The sequence below is a fragment of the Amycolatopsis sp. M39 genome (assembly GCF_001651785.1).
Lineage (GTDB): Bacteria > Actinomycetota > Actinomycetes > Mycobacteriales > Pseudonocardiaceae > Amycolatopsis > Amycolatopsis rubida.
The window spans coordinates 84,709-100,971 of the sequence record NZ_LWSF01000015.1 but is presented as its reverse complement, the minus strand read 5'-3'; the positions used below and the strand labels follow the sequence as shown (position 1 = coordinate 100,971).

The following is a 16,263-nucleotide window of genomic DNA, read 5'->3' as shown; positions in this document are numbered from 1 at the left end:
CGCGCTCACGGCCCACAGCCCGCACGGCCGCCAAAACCCCGGCCCCAACTCCCCCGCACCCCACAACCCACGCGGCCGACCGCCACCGCCCAGCACCCGACCGCACCCCCGAACACCGCGCCCACAGCGAACAGCCCGCACAGCCGCCAAAACCCCGGCCCCAACTCCCCCGCACCCCACAACCCACGCGGNACAGCGAACAGCCCGCACAGCCGCCAAAACCCCGGCCCCAACTCCCCACAAGCCACGCGGCCGACCGCCACGCCCCCAAGGACCCCGCCATGGACGTCACCGCGCCGCCCGGCCGCACTGCTCTCCCCCTGCCCGCCCTGCTGGCTCTGGCCGCCTCGGTGTTCCTCGGCTGCCTGACCGAGATCGTCCCGGCCGGGATCCTGCTCCCGGCCGCGGCCGACCTCGGGGTGTCCCCGGCCGCCGCGGGGCAGCTGGTGACGGTGTACGCGATCACCACCGCCCTCACCGCGCTTCCGCTGACCGCGGCGTCGGCCCGGATGCCCCGCCGGAAACTCCTGCTCCTGCTGGTCGCCGGGTTCGTGGCGACCAACCTGGCGATCGCGCTGTCGCCATGGTTCGCGCTGGTGCTCGCGGCGCGAGTGGCTTCGGGAGCGCTCACCGGGATTCTGTGGTCCCTCGTGGCGAACTACGCCATGCGGCTCGTGCCCGCGGAACGGTCCGGCCGCGCGCTCGCCGTCGCGATGGCGGGCACCCCGATCGGGTTCGCGCTCGGCGTTCCGGCCGGCGCCGCCCTCGGCGAGCTCGTCGGCTGGCGCTGGGTGTTCGCCGGGATGGCCCTCGTCGCGGTGCCGCTGCTGTGGTGGATCGTGGCGGTGGTTCCGCCGCTGCCCGGCGAGGAACCGGGCACCCGGTCGAGTCTCCGCGCCGTGGTGCGCACGCCAGGGATCCGCCCGTTGTTCCTGCTGGTGATCGCGTTTTCCTTGGCGCACAACATGTTCTACACCTATCTCGGGCCGTTCTACGCTGGTCGCGGGCATCTCGCGCTGTTGAGCGCCGGGCTGTTGCTCTTCGGCACCGCGACGGTGGCCGGGTTGTGGCTGGTCGGGCTCGCCCTCGACCGGCATCCCCGCGTCGTGCTCACGTGCTGCGCCGCGGTCACCGCCGCCTGTTTCGGGATACTGGTCTTCGGCGGCCGCGAACCGGTGCTGCTGCTCGCCGCGTGTGCGTTGTGGGGCTTGGCTTTCGGCGGCGCGCCGACGTCGTTCCAAGCAGTCACCGCGGTCCTGGCCGGACGCCGTGCCGACATCGCGCAGTCGCTGACCATTGCCAGCTGGAACGGCGCCGTGGCCGGGGGCGCGCTGATCGGCGGCGTCCTGCTCGGCACGGCGCCCGGCGCACTGCCCTGGACAGCCATCGCGCTGATGGTCGTGCCGGTTCTCCTTTCCCGCTTCGTTTTCCCGGCGCGGTGAACAGCCCGCCATTCTGTGGAAAACTGTTTCAAGCCACCACCGCTGAACAGCGAAAACGTCCTCGTTCAGAATTACGGTCGAACGTCGTCGAACGTTCAGCGAGCACGATTCGGAGACCGCCGCCGCGGCTAGCCTTGGCCGGCTGTTTCTTCTCCGCTTCGCTTTGGAGGAATCGTGCTCCCTCGTTCCCTGTGGGCGAGACCGGCTGCCGCGGCAGCCGGTCTCGTCCTGACCGCCGCCCTGGCGATACCGGGCTCGGCTGCCGCCCAAGAGCCGCGGACGCCGCTGGCGCCCACCGGCTCCGCCCCGGCCGGCGCGCAGCGGCTCGGCGCCACCGACCCCGGCCGGGAGATCCCGATCGCGCTGTCGCTGCGGCCGCACGACGAAACCGGGCTCGCCCAGTTCGTCGCCTCGGTCAGCGATCCGCGTTCGCCGGACTACCGGCATTTCCTGTCCAGCGCGGACTACGCGGCCCGCTACGCGCCGCGAGAGTCAGATGTGGACGCTGCGAAGGCATACCTGGAGAAGCAGGGCCTGCGGGTCGCCGACGTCTCGGCCAACCGCCAGGTGGTCGACGCGGTCGGCACCGTCGGGCAGGTCGAGGCGGCGTTCGGCACCCGGCTCGGCGACTACGCAGACTCGGCCGGAACGCATTTCTACGCCAGGGAATCCGCGCCGAGCGTGCCGTCCTCGGTCGCGAAGATCGTGCGCACGGTGACCGGACTGACGAACCGGCCGATCGCGCACCGCGCCTCCTCCCCGGCGGGCCCCGGCGGCCCGGGCGGCGGCTACACCCCCGCCCAGTTCCGCACCGCCTACAGCATGAAGCAGCTTTCCGGTTCCTACGACGGATCCGGGCAGACGGTCGGGCTGATCGAGTTCGACTCGTTCAAGCAGTCCGACATCGACGCCTGGACGAACTACTTCAAACAGCCCTCGGTCAAGCCCCGGGTGGTGCCGGTGGACGGCGGGGTTTCCCAGCCGGGCAGCGGGCAGCTCGAAGTGACGCTGGACATCCAGGCGGTCGCGGCCACCGCGCCCGGTGCGAGCCAGATCGTCTACGAAGCGCCCAACAGCGACAAAGCCTGGGTCGACGAGATGGCGAAAATCGCGAGCGACAACGCGATCACGATCCTGTCGGGCTCGTGGCTGCTCGGCGAGAAGTGCGAATCCGACCCGATCGCCGCGTCGCACGACTCCTACTCCCAGATGGTCGCCCAGGGCGTCACGCTGCTGTCGGCCTCCGGAGACTGGGGAGCCACCGGCTGCGGGTACAACGGCGACAACTCCACCGTGCAGGCGGACTACCCGGCCAGCGACCCGCTGTTCACCGGCGTCGGCGGCACGCAGTTGCGGACGAGCGACAGCGCGGGCACTTACCAGTCGGAGTCGTGCTGGAACCAGGGCGGCACCGGCAACACCCGCTCCGGCGGCGGATACTCGGCGGTCTACGGCAAGCCGGATTGGCAGCCGGGCACCAGCAAGTACCGTTCGGTGCCCGACGTCGCGCTCGACGCCGACTACGGGGCCGGCGCGCTTTCGGTGTACATGAACGGCGGCTGGCAGGACGTCGGCGGGACGAGCCTGTCCTCCCCGCTGTGGGCCGGCTATCTCGCGATGGTCAACCAGAAGGCGAAGGGCGCGGGCAAGAGCAACCTCGGCGCGATCAACCCGACGGTGTACTCGATCGCCCAGTCCTCGCAGTACTCCTCGGCTTTCCACGACGTCGTCTCCGGCAACAACGGCACCTACGACGCGGGCACCGGCTACGACCTGTGCACCGGCTGGGGTTCCATGCAGGGCGACAACCTGGCGGACCCGCTGATCAACGGCGCGACACCGCCCGCGGCCAACGACTTCTCCCTCGCCGCGGACCCGGCCTCGCTCAGCGTGGACCCGGGCAAGTCGGCGACCGCGAAGATCACCACCAAGGTCGTCAAGGGCAGCGCGCAGAGCGTCGCGTTGTCGGCGAGCGGGCTCCCGGCCGGTGTCACGGCGACCTTCGACCCGTCCTCGGTCACTGCGGGCGGCACGTCCACCCTCACGCTCGCGGCGTCGTCCTCGGCCTCGCCGGGGCAAAGCACCGTGACAGTGACCGGAAAGGCCGCTGACGCCACGCACACGACCCCAGTCACTTTGACGGTCAACGGTTCCGGCCAAGGCGACTTCTCCCTCAGCGTCAACCCGGCTTCGGCGTCGGTCAACGCCGGGCAATCCGCCACCGCCACCGTCTCGGCGACCGCGGTGAACGGTGCCGCGCCGTCGGCGAACCCGAGCGTGATCAACGGGCAGACGACCACCGTCGCCAAGTACCCGTTCATCATTTCCGAGCACCGCACCGGCGGGGTGCGCCCGCAGGAGCAGTCCTGCACCGGCACCGTGGTCGCCAAACGGGCGGTGCTGATCGCGGCGCACTGCAAGTTCGCCGACGGCGATCCGAAGTACCTGATCTACGGGCGGGACAACCTGAACGACACGAGCAAGGGCGCCCGGATCGAGATCGCGGAGTTCCGGATCCACCCGGACTACAGCCCGCAGAGCGACCAGGGCTGGCGCAACGGCAACGACGTCGCGATCATCTTCACCAAGACCGACATCCCCGTTCCGGCGGGCATGACCTACCCGAAGATCGCCTCCTCGGCCGACGACCTGCCGCTGGGCACCCAGGGCACGGCCATCGGCTACGGCAAGACCGACGCCAACGACGCCAGCAAGAACACCTTGCTGCGCGAGGTCGTACTGCCCACAGTGGACGGTTCGAACTGCGCTACGATCGACTCGTCGGTGTTCAAACCGCAGTACATGTTCTGCGACGGCTACGGCGACGGCAGCAAGGGCCTGTGCCAAGGCGACTCCGGCGGCCCGTACTACTACAACGGCAAGGTCTACGGCGTCTTCTCCTGGCTGCGCACCGACTGCGCGTCCTACAACGCGCACGGCAAGCTGTGGGGTTCGATGGGCGACTGGGCCAACCAGCAGATCGGCACCACGCCTCCGTCCGGCGGCGACATCGCGTTGTCAGCCGGCGGATTGCCTTCCGGGGCGAGCGCGACGTTCGATCCGGCGTCGGTCGACGCGGGCGGTTCGGCGAAGCTGACGATCGCCACCAGCGCCTCGACCCCGCAGGGGACCTACCAGGTGACGATCACCGGCAAGAACGCCACGGCGAGCCACGACACCACGTTCACGCTCACCGTGCAGGGCGGCTCGTCCGGTCCGGTCACCGTGGCCGACCCGGGCTTCCAGGCGGTGCCGCACGGTTCGCCGGTGCACCTGGCGATGCGCGCCTCCGGCGGCACCGGCAGCTACTCCTGGAGCGCCGCCGGCCTGCCTTCGGGGCTGTCCATCGACCGCGCCACCGGCGTGGTCTCCGGAAACCCGCAGACCACCTCGGGCCTGCTGAATTCGACGATCACCGCCACCGACACCGGGGGCACGACAGGGAAGGCGCAGGTCTCCTGGTTCGTCTACTGACCCGATGCCAGGACCTCAGGGTCGGCTCTTCCGGCGCGGTCGAGCCGACCCGAAGGACCTGACGGGAACGGGGTTCGCGACCCGTGCAGCCGTCGAGCGGACCTTTCGGCGACGCTCAAGTCCTTTCGGACGCGGCCACGCGGCTTGAAATTCCCGGCATTGGCCCGCTGACCGGGTGCGGAGGGGCTGGCCGGCGGTTCCCGGGGACCGCCGGTCAAGCCCATTCCCAGGCCAGGCCCGCGATGCCCGGCCGGACGTCGGTCAGCACCAGATGCGCGGTCCGGGAGGCCCCGATCCACAGCGGAGGACCGGGGCGCCGCGGCGCCAGCACGCTGTTCTGGCGGAACGGCACGCAGGTGGCGGGCGGGGCCCCGGCGAACTCCGCCTGCAGCAGGTATTGCCGCACCGGGCGGGTGAACCGGTGGTGGTAGAAGGTCAGCTCCGGGCCGGGCGGGTAGAGCGCGGTGTACTCGATCACGCTGCGCTCGCCCGTCGCGAGCCGCTGGTCGAGCAGCAGTTCGCAGACCGTCGCCCCGGCTTCCGGGTCGACCCGGACCCGGCCGGGACGGCAGTACCGGACCTCCGCGGGCAGTGCCGGGGCGGACCGTTCGGCCCACAGGAACACCACGCACCGGTCGACCCGGTCGGCGGTGGCCTCCACGACCAGCCGGGTGTGCACCCGGGTCAGCCGCCGGTGCTCGTCCACCCGCAGGTGCTCGTGCACGTCGAGGCGGCGCACCAGGTTGTCCGGCGGCAGGTCCAGCTCCGCCAGCAACGGCCGGTGGCCCGGCCACAGCCGGTTGCGGTCGATGGCCTCCGGTTCCGCCGCCGCTCCCCTTCCCCGCGGCCGGGGCGGGCCGAGCAGCGCGACCAGCGATTCCGGCGGCAGGCCGAGCACCGCCTCCAGGGCCCGCACCGCGCGCAGCGATTCGGCCCGTTCCGGACGGCTGCGCCCGTGCCGCCAATAGCTCAGCGCCGCCCGGCTGACCCGCACACCGCGCCCGGCGAGCCGCTGCCGGACCTGTTCGAGACTCAGCCCCCGGATGTTCAGTGCGTGGTCGAGGACCTGCGCGAACGTGCCGTGCCGCAGCAGGCCGCGCAAGTGCCGGTCCATCGGAGCGATCTCGGCCATCGCCGCTCCCTTCGGCCGATCTTCGCTCCACTATCTGCCGCGGCGCCAGCCCTGTCCACCGACGTCGGAAGGGTTTGAGCGACCCGGCGGCGGATTCCGCGGGGCCTTATCCCGCGCGCACGGCGCTCGTCGCGGCCGCCTGGCAGGCGCCGAAGCCTTCGGCTCGCAGCAGGATGTGTCCATTGTGGACCCGGATCGCGGTCTCGGTCGCGTCGCTGACCGCCGAAACCCCGGCCGCGGCGGCCACCGCGCCGGTCTCGTCCACGATCACGCGCACGTCCGGCCACGCCGATCCCGGACAGGACCGCTTCAGCAAGCCGCGCAGATCCGCCAGCACCAGATTGGTCAACGGCACCAGTTCCCCCGGCTGGCCCGTCACCACGACGAGCGTGACGTCCTTGGCCGCGCGCAAGGCTTCTTCCACTGCGGACAGCCGGTGCAGCCCGATCACCGCGACCACTCCGTCGCCGTCGATCCGGACCGGGCGCTCTCGCAGGGCGTCGAAAACCTCCGGCGGAGACCAGGTTTCCCCGGCTGCTTGCGCTTGCGGCACGATCGGCGGCTCCGGCCAGGTGTCGGCGAGTTCCAGCGCAGGCAACGCTTCGCACGCGCGCACGACGTTGAACGGCTCCCCGAACCCGGGTGCCGCGGCGGCGAGCTGACTCGCCCCGTGCAGCATCGTCAGCGCCGCTTCCGCCACCCGCACCAACCGTCCGGACGACGGCGACAGCCGCTCCAGCACCAGGCCGAGCACGATCGCGTCGAACCGCAGCAACTGCGCGTACGGGCGATGGGTGAGTTCGTCGGCGAGGATTTCCGGCAGCAGGTCGACGCCGAGGCGCGCGTCCGGATCGGTGGCCAGCGGCAGCCGCGCGACCCACGCGCGGGCGAACGCACCGAGCGCCTCGGCGGGTGTCAGGCCGGGATCCGGCTCAGGCGGCTGGGCGGCGAACCGTTCCGCCTCGGCGGCGAGCACGGCGAAGTAGAGCGCGCGTTTGCCGGGGAAGTTGGAGTAGACCGCGCCGCGGGTCAGCTCGGCGCGCTCGGCGATCACGTCGATCTTGGCGTCGCGGAACCCGCGCTCGGTGAACTCCTCGCGAGCGGCGGCCAGCACTTTCGCCCGGTTGCGCTCCTGCGTCTGCGCCCTGGTCAGCCGCGCCATCGTGAGTCCTCCCGGTCCGCTTGCTTGCCAAGATACCGCCACCATTCATATGATGAGATCATCTGAACTGAACATCTGGAGGTCCCCCGTGTCCCCCGTTCCCGAACTCGACCTGACCGATCCGGCCGTCACGAGCGACCCGTTCACCGCCTACGGAGCCGCGCGGGAGCAGGGCCCGCTGGCGAAGCTGACCGGTCCCGGCTTCCCGCCGATGTGGGTCCTGACCCGGCACGCCGAGGCCCGCGCGATGCTCACTGACCAGCGATTCGCCTTGAGCGAGGCCAGTTATCAGCGTCCGGACGTGCCCGAGCACTGCCGTCCTTACCTGCGGACCATGCAGGAAATGGAAGGGGCCGGACACACCCGGCTGCGCCGCCTCGCCACGCCCGCGTTCGCCGCCCGTCGAGCGCTGGATTTCCGCCCCGAGATCGAGAAGATCGTCGCCCGCTACCTGGCCGCGCTGCCCGCGGAAGGCCCGGTCGACCTGCTGGCCGAGTTCGCCCGGCCGCTGCCGATGGAGGTCATCTGCGCCCTGGTCGGCGTCCCGGAAGCCGAACGGCCGCGCTGGCACGAATACGGCGCCGCGGTCGTGCAGGTGTCCGGCGACGAGTTCGCCGCCGCCGTGCCCGGGATCGTCGACAGTTCGCGGACGCTGGTCGCGCATCCGGACAGCGCGATGCTGGCGCATCTCACGAGTGCGGGGCTGACCGAAACGGAAGCCGTCGCGCTGGTCTGGCAGCTCGTGCTGGCCGGGCAGACCCCGGCGAACTTCATCGCCAATTCGGTGGAAACCCTGCTGTCGCACCCGGATCAGCTCGCACTGCTGCGCAGGGAACCGGAACTGTGGCCGGGCGCGGTCGAGGAATTGCTGCGCTGGTGCGGCTCGCAGCTGCTGACGATTCCCCGGCGGGCGACCGAAGACCTGGAATCGCACGGCGTGCGGATCCGCCGGGGCGAGCCGGTCACCGCGTCGATCGCCGCGGCGAACCGGGACCCGCGCGTCTTCGCCGATCCGGACCGCTTCGACGTCCGCCGCTCGGCGGGCGCACACCTCGGTTTCGCGCACGGGCCGCATTTCTGCCTCGGCGCGTCGTTCGCGAGGGTGCAGGCGGAGGTGGCGCTGACCGCGGTGCTGGACCGGTTCCCCGGATTGCGTGTCCTCGAGGCGAAGCGGGTACCCGACCCCGGGACGTGGCGGCTCGCCGGATTGACCGTCGCTTGGTAGCGCCCTCGATCGGGTGAGGTCCCGGCGCCGCCGTCCGGGTCCGGCTACCGTTTCGCCAGGTCAGCACGACACCTCCGGGAGGCACTCGATGTCCACGCCCATTCCGCCCGTCCTCGGCTTCGCGGTGCTCGACCCGCGGCGCGCGTGGCCGCTCGTGCTCACGCGCGGGATCCTGGGCGTCCTGTTCGGCGTGCTCGCGCTGGTGTGGCCGGGGATCACCGTGCTGGCGCTGGCTTTCCTGTTCGGGATCTACGTGCTGATCGACGCGGTCGGCGCGATCATGCAGGCGTTCCGCCCGGGCGACGGCGCGCACCGGATCGCCTACGCGCTGCTCGGCGTGCTGGGCCTGGTCGCCGGGATCATGACGCTCGTCTGGCCCGGGGTGACCGTGCTGGTGCTGGCGACGCTCGTCGGGGCGTGGGCGGTGGTCACCGGGATCATGGAGATCGTCGCCGCGGTCCGGCTGCGCAAGCAGATCACCGGCGAGGCGTTTCTGATCGTGGCGGGCGCGCTTTCGGTGATCGCCGGGGTGCTCGTGCTGTTCCACCCGATCGCGGGCGCGTTCGGCGTCGCGCTGCTGATCGGGATTTACGCGGTGATTTACGGGGTAACCCTGGTGGTCCTGTCGTTCCGGCTGCGCTCGCTGGCGAAGTCCGCCGACCCGGCGGAGCGGCCGAACTAGCGGGACAATCGGCAGCGACCGGTTTTGCGACGGAGGGACCACCGATGGCGCAGCACTACCCCGGCGACTACGGGGAGAACCCCCGGCCCGGCATCGACGCGGCAAGATTGTGGGCAGGCGGCGTGGCCACGGCGGTGGTCGCGGCCCTCGTGGCGGTAGTGGGCCTGCTGATCGCGCGAGGCATCTTCGACGTGCCCGTCCTGGCCCCGAAGGGCGACGGCCTGTGGGGCAAGGCGAGCACGCCGACGTACGCCGTCTCCGCCGCGGCCGTCGCGCTGCTGGCGACCGGCCTGATGCACCTGCTGAGCGTGGCGACCCCGGCGCCGGGGCAGTTCTTCGGCTGGATCATGGTCCTGGTGACGGCCATCGCGGTGGTCCTGCCGCTCACCCTGACGGTGGGGATGGAAGCGAAGATCGCCACGGCGGCGATCAATCTGGTGATCGGGCTGGTGATCGCCTCGCTGGTGAGCAGCATGGCGGCCAGCGCCCGGACGTTGCATCGGCGGAAGCGCAGCAGCCGGGCGGAGCAGCAGCCGCCTCCCCCGCCTCCGCCTACGCGGCAGTGGCCGGAGGGTCCGACTACGTATTACGACCGCTGAGTCGTCCCGGGGTCTCGCGAACCATCCGTACGGCGGATCGGGTTCCACCCCGATTGCCGCTTTCCTCCGCCGGCCGAGGGCTGATCATGGAGCAATGACCGGCTCCGCCCCGAACGAACGGGACGATTCCCGCACCGACGGCGTCCTTTCCAGCCGGACCATCCTGCTCTGCGCGGTCGCGGTCGCGGTGATCGCGACGGGCGCGTGCTGGATTCTCTTCGCTCGGTACGGGCACGGCACCGAAGCGGACCGCGTCCGGCTGGACGGCATCCGGACCGTGGGCACGATCGTGGTCGGCACCGGCGGTGCGCTGGCCCTCCTGCTCGCCGCCCGCCGTCAGCAGACCGCCGAACGCGACCTCGCGACCAAACGCGCCGAATTGCGCTTGCGCGAACAGGCGAACGACGACATCCGCCGCGACGCGGCCGAGCGGCGGACCAACGAGCTTTACCTCAAGGCTGTCGAGCAGCTCGGAGCCGAGCAGGCACCGGTACGACTGGTCGGCCTCTACGCGCTTGACAGCCTCGCCCAGGAGAACCCCCGGTTGCGCCCGACCCTCGCCAACGTGCTGAGCGCCTATCTGCGCATGCCCTACGACCTGCCCTCCGACAGCGCCGACCTGGAACCGCGACGGGAACGCGAGGTCCGGCTCACCGCCCAGCGCCTGCTGGTCCAGCACCTCGTTCCCGGTGCTCCGCGGGAACTGTTCTGGAACGACGTGGAGCTCGACCTCTCCGGTGCGGTGCTGTTCGATTTCACGCTGAACGGGGCTGCCCTCCACAACGCCTGTTTCACCGATGCCCAGTTCGTCGGCGACGCCTGGTTTCACGAGGCCACCTTCACTGGTACGACCAGCTTCGACCACGCTGTCTTCGAGCAGGACGCCTGGTTCCTCGGGGCCACCTTCACCGGCAATACCCGCTTCGACCACGCCGTCTTTCGCCAAGACGCCCATTTCGAGGACACCGAATTCGCAGGAACCACGCTCTGCCGGTTCGCCCGGTTTGAGCGGGACGCATCGTTCGACCGCGCGCTCCTCCGGGGCGTTGTCTACTTCAGCCGAACGAAATTCGACCGGAACACGAGGTTCAGCAGCGCCGACTTCGTGGCCGCCCCGGTCTTCGAACACGAGGCCACGACGCAGGGCGCTCACTTCGACAGTGTTCGCTTCGGAGAAGAAGCCTGGTTCGACCGAGTGAGCTTCGCGAACTACACCACCTTCGACAACGCCGCCTTCGACGGTCACATCGGCTTCGACGGCACCACGCTCAACGGCGACCCCTACCGGCCCCCGCAGCTGCAATCCGACCGGCTCAGCCTCGACGACGCCGTCTAACGTTTCCGCGGCGGCCGCAACGCCTCCGCGATCGCGTTCAGCACCCGGACCGCCAGGTCCGGGTCGGACAGTTCCGGCAGCAGCCGGTCCACCGGAGCGAGCGTGGTCAACGCGTGCGCGCACGCCCGGTGCACGTCCAGCTGGTACAGCGGATCGCTCACCGGCCGCGCGACCAGGCCGCGCCGCAGCGCCGCGAACAGTCCGGGCAGCGGCAGCAGGCAGGCGCTCCGATCCGGTCTCGCCAGCGCCGGCCCGCCGAGTTCCCCCGCCGCGTCGACCACCACGGTCGCGTTCCGCGTTACCTCGGCCAGCGGGTACCCGGCCGCGTCGGCGCGCCGCCAGGCCACGACCTCCCCCACCCCGGACGCGACCAGCAGCGGCACCAGCAACGGCATCGTGTCCGAGCCCGCCACCACGATTTTCGCGGCGAACGGCGCCACCTGCAGCCGGTGCGACCGGATCAGCACCGCGGCCGCCAGTGCGATGCCCGCGGTCTCCTCCTCGGTGATCACCGGGATCCCGCCGCTCGCGGCGAGGTCCCGTTGCGCCGCACGGGCTTTCGCCGGTTCCGTCCCGGTCAAGTACACCGCTTCGACCTCGCCGGGCAACGACCGCAGCGCGACCGAGAGCTCGCCCGCGTTCCGCGACCGCACCGCGAACGCCGACGCGGGCACCCCGGTGTGCTCCCGGATCGCCTGCGCGTCGGCGCGCAGCAGCGGCAGCGAGGGTTCCCGCTCGTCCGGAGCGCTGTCCCCCACCACTGCCAGCCCGGCCCGCACGCCGTTCACCGGCCGGTCTCGCCCGCGTCCGGGCCGTCGAGGTCGATTCCGTTGTCCCGCGCGATGTCCCGCAGTTCGGCCAGCCGGGCGCGGTGGGTGTCCGCCTCGTCCTCGCCCGCGGTTTCCAGCGCCTGGCGCGCCGCCGCGATGCCCCGTTTCAATTCCCGTACGAATTCACTCGGCATACTGCCTCCGGTCGAGGGGTTCACAGGTCGTTGCCCGCGTAGGAGAGGTTGAAACTCTTGTTGACGAGCGGGAAATCCGGCACGATCGTGTCGACGAGCGCCACCGGAAGCGCGGGCCAGTTGAAGAAGCTCGGGTCGACGGCCTTGACCCGAGTCAGCACCCCGCCGGACAGTTCGACGCGGTGCACGATCGTGCCGCGCCAGCCCTCGGCCACCCCGACCCCGGATCCCGCACCGGCCGGCTCCCTGATCTCCGACCGGCTGCCCAGCGACCCGGTGAGCCGTTCCACGAGCATCGCCGAATGGCCGATTTCCTCGGCCCGCACCAGGAAGCGGGCCAGGACGTCGCCGTCGGTCCGCGTATGCCGCACCGGTTCGCCCAGGTCCAGGAACGGATGCTCGTAGCGCGCGTCGCGGCGGAGTCCGCTGGCCCGCGCGACGTACCCCAGCGTCCCGAGGTCGGCCGCCTGCCGCGGCGAAAGCACCGCGGTGCCCGCGAACCGGTCGCGGACCACGGAATGCTCCGTCGCCAGCGCGGCGATCTCCCCGGCTTCGGCGGCCAGTGCCCGCACCCTCGCCGGGTCCGGCAACCGGGCCAGCCGGGCCCCGCCGAGCCGCACGCCGCCGCGCAGCAGCCGGTGCCCGGTGACTTCCTCGTTGTGCCGCAACAGCTTCTCCCGCACCGTCTGCGCGTGCGAGTTCAGCACCGAGTGCCCGACGTCGTTGCACAGCGCGCCGAGATCGGCCACATGGTTGTGGATCCGTTCCAGCTCCAGCAGGACTGCCCTGACCCGCGCGGCGTCCGCGGGCACCGCCAGCCCCAGCGCGTCCTCGACGGCGAGGCAATAGGCCAGCGCGTGCCCGACCGCGGTGTCGCCGCTGATCCGTTCGGCCAGCTCGATCCCGGCTTCCGGTTCCCGGCCGGGGAACAGCGCTTCCAGTCCTTTGTGGACGAACCAGAGCCGGGCCTTGAGGTTCAGGATCGTCTCGCCCGACACGGAAAACCGGAAGTGCCCCGGCTCGATCATCCCGGCGTGCACCGGGCCGACCGGGATCTCCGAGACGCCCGCCCCCTCCACCGAGCGGAACGGATACGGCCCGGCGACCTCGCCGAACGCGGGCGGCGCACCGGCCCCGGCCCGCATCGGATACCAGCCGCGCGGCCAGTGGAAATGCCGGACCAGCCGACGCGGCAACGGGTGGTTCTCCGCCGTGATCCCGAACAGGTCGTGCATCTCGCGCTCGAACCGGCCGGCCGGGAACGACAACCGGGCCAGGCTCGGCAGCCGGGGATCGGATGCCGGGAGCCGCACGCGCACTTCGGCCCGGCGGTCGCCCCCGGCCAGGAACACATAGACCGCGCGCAACCGGTCGCCGTCGTCGTGCCCGGACACGAGCGCGACGCGGAACCCCTCCGCCAGCAACGATTCCGCCGCGGCGGGCAGCTCTTCCGGAGTCGCTTCCCGAACGTTCACCAGCCGCCTCCCCCGGCCGAAGCCGCCGCCGCGTGCAGCAACGACTCCAGCGGACCAGTCCACAACCCGAGCACCGCCGCTGCCACGAGCGGAACCGCCAGCGCGACCCGCGTCGCCCGCGGCACCGTCACCGGAGCGCGCGCCGCGCCGGGACCGCCGGGCGGTTCGCCCAGCAGCATCCGCGTCGTGTGCCCGGCCAGCGCGGCCGCGACCACCAGCACCAGGACCAGGACGAGCGCGGTCGCCCAGCCGAGGCCTCCGGCGAAACCGGCGCGGGCGAGCCCCAGTTCGCTCGCGAACAGGCTGAACGGCGGCATCCCCGCCAGCGCCAGCACTCCGGCGCCGAGACAGCCGGCGAGCACCGGGCCGCGTGCGGCCAGCCCGCGCACCCGGTCGATCCGGCTCGTGCCGGTCCCCTGCGCGACCCGGCCCGCGCCCAGGAACAGCACCGCCTTGACCAGGCCGTGGCCGAGCACGTGCACCAGCACCGCCGCTGTCGCCACCGGGCCGCCGACCGCCGCACCGAACGACACCAGCCCGAGGTGCTCGATGCTGGAATAGGCCAGCATCCGCTTGTAATCCCGTTGCGCGAGCAGCAAAGTCGCCGCCACGAAGAGCGAGGCGAGCGCCATCACGACCAGCAGCCCGCGAGCGAACCCGGTGCCGAGCGCGGCGTCGGAAACCACCTTCACCCGCAGCACCGCGTAGAACGCGACGGCGAGCAGCACCCCGGACATCAACGCCGACACCGGCGCGGGCGCTTGGGAGTGCGCGTCCGGCAACCAGGCGTGCAGCGGAGCCAGCCCCGCCTTCGCGCCGAAGCCGAGCACCAGCAGGGTGACCGCGATCCGGGTGACGCCGCTGTCGAGACCGTCCGCCCCCGCGGCCAGGCCGGCCAGGTCGAGGCTGCCCCCGGCGTGCCCGGCCGCGTACCCGAGCAACAGCGTGCCCAGCAGCGCCAGCGCGAGCCCGGCCGAGCAGATCACCACGTACTTCCACGCCGCCTCGACCGCGGTCCTGGTCCGGCTCTGCCCGACGAGGAACGCGGTCACGACCGTGGTCGCTTCGACCGACACCCACAGCAGGCCGAGGTTGGCGGCGAGAACCGCGAGCGTCATCGCGGCGAGGAACAGGTGGACCAGCAGGCCGTGCCTCGCCGCCGTGCGCGCGGTCGCGCGGCCCGCGGCGCGTTCCGCCGCGAAATGCCCCGGTGTCGCCAGTGTCGCCGGAACCGCGACCGCGCTGATCACCACCAGCAGGAACGCTGACAACGCGTCGGCCCGCACCAGCCCGCCCAGCGCGGTGACCGGTCCGCCTCGCACCACCGCGACGGCCAGCGCGATCGCCACGGCGAGACTCGCGGCGGCGCTCGCCGCTCCCGCCCACACCATGCCGCGCCGCCACGCGGGCGCCAGGAACCCCAGTGCCGTCACCGCGGGCACCGCGAGCACCACTACGACCAGGATCGCCATCAGTCGCGCAACTCCCGCAGCTCGCCGAGGTCCGTGCCGCCGAACAGCTGCCGCATCCGCCCGGAGAGGATCTGCAGCACGAGGACCGCCAGCAGCACGTCCAGCGACACCCCGATCTCCACGAGCAGCCCCGGATCCGCGCCGAGCAGCAGGCCGGTCGCGGTGATCCCGTTGTCCAGCACCAGGAACCCGACGAGCTGGGACACCGCCCGCCGCCGGGTCACCAGCACGAAGAACCCGATCAGGACCACGGTCAGGCCCACCGGCGCGGCCGCCGACGCCGGGGAAGGATCGAGTTCGACCAGCGGCCGCGACACGGCGTACGCGACGAGCGCCAGCAAGGCGGCGGACAGCAAGGAAGCCGTCACGTTCACGACCGGACGCGTCTCTCGCCGGTCCAAGCCCTGCCGCGCGGTCATCCGCCGCACCAGCCACGGCAGCACACCGGCCCGCAGGACCAGCAGTCCCGCCGCGGTCAGCCCCGCCTGCACCGAGCCGGCGAGCACCGCCGCCATCCCGGCCAGCGCGCAGCCCTGTGCCGCGAGCACCCGCACGAGAACCGGAAGCTCCCGCCGCCACAACACCAGCACCGCGGTCAGCAGAAACAGTCCGCACACCAGGTAAAGCAGCTCAGTCACGACGCCCCTCCCGGCAGGCCGAAAGACGCCGCCACCGCCAGCAGCGCGAGCAGGAACGAGCCCGCCAGCAGCTCCGGAACCCGGAACAGCCGCAGCTTCGCGAAGAACACCTCGGCCGCCGCGAGCACCGCGCCCAGCAGGCCGACCTTCACCGCGAACGCCGCGGCCCCGGCGAGCAGCGCGGGCAGCGACGGCCCGGTCGCGATCCCCCACGGCAGGAACAGGGTGGCCAGGAGGCCGAGGAACACCGCCAGCCGCATCGAGGACGCCAGTTCGACCAGCGCGAGGTCCGGTCCGGCGTACTCCAGCACCATCGCCTCGTGCACCATGGTCAGCTCAAGGTGCGTGGCCGGGTTGTCCACCGGCAGCCGCCCGGTCTCCGCGACCGTCGCGATCGCCAGCGCGACCGCGGCCAGCAGGCTGACCGGCGACCCGGCCCGCGCCGGGTCCTCCGCTGTGGACGAAACGATCGCGGCGAGGTCAGTGCTGCCCGCCCGCGCGGACAGCGCCAGGATCGCGACCAGCAGCGTCGGCTCGACCAGCGCGATGACGGTGATCTCCCGGCTCGCGCCCATCCCGCCGAACGCGGTGCCGGTGTCGAGCCCGGCGAGCACGAGCGCGACCGTGCCGAGCGCCAGCAGCGCGACCACCGCGAAGAGGTC

Annotated in this window: 14 protein-coding genes; 6 read left to right on the top strand and 8 right to left on the bottom strand. The window is 71.8% G+C overall.

Annotated elements, in window-relative coordinates:
• Positions 1-281 precede the first annotated feature (281 nt).
• Together A4R44_RS27560 and A4R44_RS27555 are read left to right on the top strand one after the other, a co-directional pair.
• A complete protein-coding gene (locus A4R44_RS27560) occupies positions 282-1,442 on the top strand; it encodes an MFS transporter (protein ID WP_067586839.1) in 1,161 nt (386 codons plus the stop codon).
• Between the two features lie 174 nt (positions 1,443-1,616).
• Complete coding sequence (locus A4R44_RS27555; RefSeq protein WP_067586836.1) at positions 1,617-4,916, top strand: protease pro-enzyme activation domain-containing protein; 3,300 nt, start codon at positions 1,617-1,619, stop codon at positions 4,914-4,916.
• A 214-nt stretch (positions 4,917-5,130) separates the two neighbouring features.
• On the opposite strand, the gene A4R44_RS27550 is transcribed toward A4R44_RS27555, so the two are convergent.
• Both A4R44_RS27550 and A4R44_RS27545 read right to left on the bottom strand, forming a co-directional pair.
• Positions 5,131-6,048 (bottom strand): transcriptional regulator, encoded by a 918-nt coding sequence (locus A4R44_RS27550; protein ID WP_067586833.1) that lies wholly within the window; start codon positions 6,046-6,048, stop codon positions 5,131-5,133.
• A gap of 106 nt (positions 6,049-6,154) precedes the next feature.
• The gene (locus tag A4R44_RS27545) at positions 6,155-7,210 is read right to left on the bottom strand and encodes a TetR/AcrR family transcriptional regulator (RefSeq protein WP_067586830.1); all 1,056 of its coding nucleotides are present in this window, start codon (positions 7,208-7,210) and stop codon (positions 6,155-6,157) included.
• A gap of 88 nt (positions 7,211-7,298) precedes the next feature.
• Here A4R44_RS27545 and A4R44_RS27540 point away from each other — a divergent pair, with 88 nt between their 5' ends.
• The 4 genes from A4R44_RS27540 (at position 7,299) to A4R44_RS27525 (ending at position 11,052) form a co-directional block, all read left to right on the top strand.
• Positions 7,299-8,435 (top strand): cytochrome P450, encoded by a 1,137-nt coding sequence (locus tag A4R44_RS27540; RefSeq protein ID WP_093576612.1) that lies wholly within the window; start codon positions 7,299-7,301, stop codon positions 8,433-8,435.
• 88 nt (positions 8,436-8,523) lie between these two features.
• Positions 8,524-9,117, top strand: coding sequence for an HdeD family acid-resistance protein (locus A4R44_RS27535; protein ID WP_067586827.1), 594 nt, complete (start codon positions 8,524-8,526; stop codon positions 9,115-9,117).
• A gap of 44 nt (positions 9,118-9,161) precedes the next feature.
• The gene (locus A4R44_RS27530) at positions 9,162-9,716 is read left to right on the top strand and encodes a DUF6069 family protein (protein ID WP_067586824.1); all 555 of its coding nucleotides are present in this window, start codon (positions 9,162-9,164) and stop codon (positions 9,714-9,716) included.
• A 94-nt stretch (positions 9,717-9,810) separates the two neighbouring features.
• Positions 9,811-11,052, top strand: coding sequence for a pentapeptide repeat-containing protein (locus A4R44_RS27525; protein WP_067586821.1), 1,242 nt, complete (start codon positions 9,811-9,813; stop codon positions 11,050-11,052).
• Here A4R44_RS27525 and A4R44_RS27520 read toward each other — a convergent pair.
• From A4R44_RS27520 to A4R44_RS27495, 6 genes are all read right to left on the bottom strand, one after another.
• Positions 11,049-11,840 (bottom strand): hypothetical protein, encoded by a 792-nt coding sequence (locus tag A4R44_RS27520; RefSeq protein ID WP_093576614.1) that lies wholly within the window; start codon positions 11,838-11,840, stop codon positions 11,049-11,051. The genes A4R44_RS27525 and A4R44_RS27520 overlap by 4 nt on opposite strands.
• Entirely contained in the window at positions 11,837-12,016 is a 180-nt protein-coding gene (locus A4R44_RS27515; RefSeq protein WP_067586818.1) for a hypothetical protein, read from the bottom strand. The genes A4R44_RS27520 and A4R44_RS27515 overlap by 4 nt, the downstream gene beginning before the upstream one ends.
• Before the next feature lie 20 nt (positions 12,017-12,036).
• On the bottom strand, positions 12,037-13,491 hold the full coding sequence (locus A4R44_RS27510) for an NADH-quinone oxidoreductase subunit C (RefSeq protein WP_067586816.1): 1,455 nt from the start codon (positions 13,489-13,491) through the stop codon (positions 12,037-12,039).
• Entirely contained in the window at positions 13,488-14,963 is a 1,476-nt protein-coding gene (locus A4R44_RS27505) for a proton-conducting transporter membrane subunit (RefSeq protein ID WP_067586814.1), read from the bottom strand. Before A4R44_RS27505 ends, A4R44_RS27510 begins: the two co-directional genes overlap by 4 nt.
• On the bottom strand, positions 14,963-15,601 hold the full coding sequence (locus A4R44_RS27500; RefSeq protein ID WP_067586812.1) for a hypothetical protein: 639 nt from the start codon (positions 15,599-15,601) through the stop codon (positions 14,963-14,965). Before A4R44_RS27500 ends, A4R44_RS27505 begins: the two co-directional genes overlap by 1 nt.
• Positions 15,598-16,263 (bottom strand): respiratory chain complex I subunit 1 family protein (locus A4R44_RS27495; RefSeq protein ID WP_232791801.1); only part of this gene is annotated, 666 nt, incomplete at its 5' end. The genes A4R44_RS27495 and A4R44_RS27500, both read right to left, overlap by 4 nt.

What these genes read in the sequence shown, in the direction of transcription:
- A4R44_RS27560 (WP_067586839.1), top strand. Translation starts at nt 282, where the DNA reads ATGGACGTCACCGCGCCGCCCGGCCGCACTGCTCTCCCCCTGCCCGCC.
- A4R44_RS27550 (WP_067586833.1), bottom strand. Translation starts at nt 6,048, where the DNA reads ATGGCCGAGATCGCTCCGATGGACCGGCACTTGCGCGGCCTGCTGCGG.
- A4R44_RS27545 (WP_067586830.1), bottom strand. Translation starts at nt 7,210, where the DNA reads ATGGCGCGGCTGACCAGGGCGCAGACGCAGGAGCGCAACCGGGCGAAA.
- A4R44_RS27535 (WP_067586827.1), top strand. Translation starts at nt 8,524, where the DNA reads ATGTCCACGCCCATTCCGCCCGTCCTCGGCTTCGCGGTGCTCGACCCG.
- A4R44_RS27530 (WP_067586824.1), top strand. Translation starts at nt 9,162, where the DNA reads ATGGCGCAGCACTACCCCGGCGACTACGGGGAGAACCCCCGGCCCGGC.
- A4R44_RS27525 (WP_067586821.1), top strand. Translation starts at nt 9,811, where the DNA reads ATGACCGGCTCCGCCCCGAACGAACGGGACGATTCCCGCACCGACGGC.
- A4R44_RS27515 (WP_067586818.1), bottom strand. Translation starts at nt 12,016, where the DNA reads ATGCCGAGTGAATTCGTACGGGAATTGAAACGGGGCATCGCGGCGGCG.
- A4R44_RS27505 (WP_067586814.1), bottom strand. Translation starts at nt 14,963, where the DNA reads ATGGCGATCCTGGTCGTAGTGGTGCTCGCGGTGCCCGCGGTGACGGCA.